The sequence below is a fragment of the Rathayibacter sp. AY1A3 genome (assembly GCF_002930975.1).
In the GTDB taxonomy this organism is placed as follows: Bacteria; Actinomycetota; Actinomycetes; order Actinomycetales; family Microbacteriaceae; genus Rathayibacter.
In genome coordinates, this window is the sequence record NZ_PSTO01000088.1 from 1 (window position 1) to 836 (window position 836).

Sequence of the window (836 nt, forward strand, 5' to 3'; positions counted from 1 at the left end):
GCGCTGGTGCCCCTCGCGCCGCTCGACTCGCGCGACGCGGATCCGGCCGTCCGCCGCTCCGCTCCCGTGGCCGGCCTGCTGACCCTCGCCGCCGCCGTCACCGCCGCGCGCCTGGAGCGCCAGCGCCTCCGACGCGCCACGAACCCCCGGCTGCGGGCGAGCCTCACGCTGCTCGCCCTGGGCGCCGCCGCCCTGACCGGCGCACTGGTCTCGCTCACCGCCTCCGGACCGACGGCCCTCGTCGTCGGAGCCGCCTCGGCCGCGCTCGTGCTCGCCGTGGTGATCGTGCTCGCCGGCCTGTTCCGGAGGCGCGCGATCGCGCTGATCGCCCTCGCGACGGTCGCGCTGGTCACGGCCGCCTGCGCCGCCGTGCTGCCGACCGACCGCGAGCTGCTCCCCGTGCTCGGCACCTACGGCTTCTCGAGCGCCGCTCCCGGCCGCTACGCGACGCTCGCGGCGAGCGACCTGCGCGTCACGGTCGCACCCGGCTACGAGACCTCCGGCGAGCCGCTGGACCTGTGGATCGGCTACGGGCACGTGTCCGTCGCCACGATGGCGGGAACTGCGGTTCGCCTGGAGGCGACCACGGAGGACACCGAGCTCCTCGTGCTGGACGCCGACGGAGGCGCGATCGACGCGCCCCGCGAGGTCCGCACCGCCGACGGCCGTCAGCTGTGGACGCAGACCTTCGGCGATCCCGAGGCCGAGCCGTTCGTGGTCCGCATCGCCCAGGAGGGCGGGTCAATCCGAGTCCAGGACTCCACACCGGGCGCCGACTCCGGCACCACCGCGCCGGACGCCGACGCCACCCCGACACCCACCCCCCCAAGCCCACC

At 76.6% G+C, this 836-nt stretch carries 1 protein-coding gene; it reads left to right on the top strand.

Annotated features, from left to right (window positions below; genetic code table 11):
• Positions 1-836 (top strand): hypothetical protein (locus C5C10_RS18010; protein ID WP_181073508.1); only part of this gene is annotated, 836 nt, incomplete at both ends.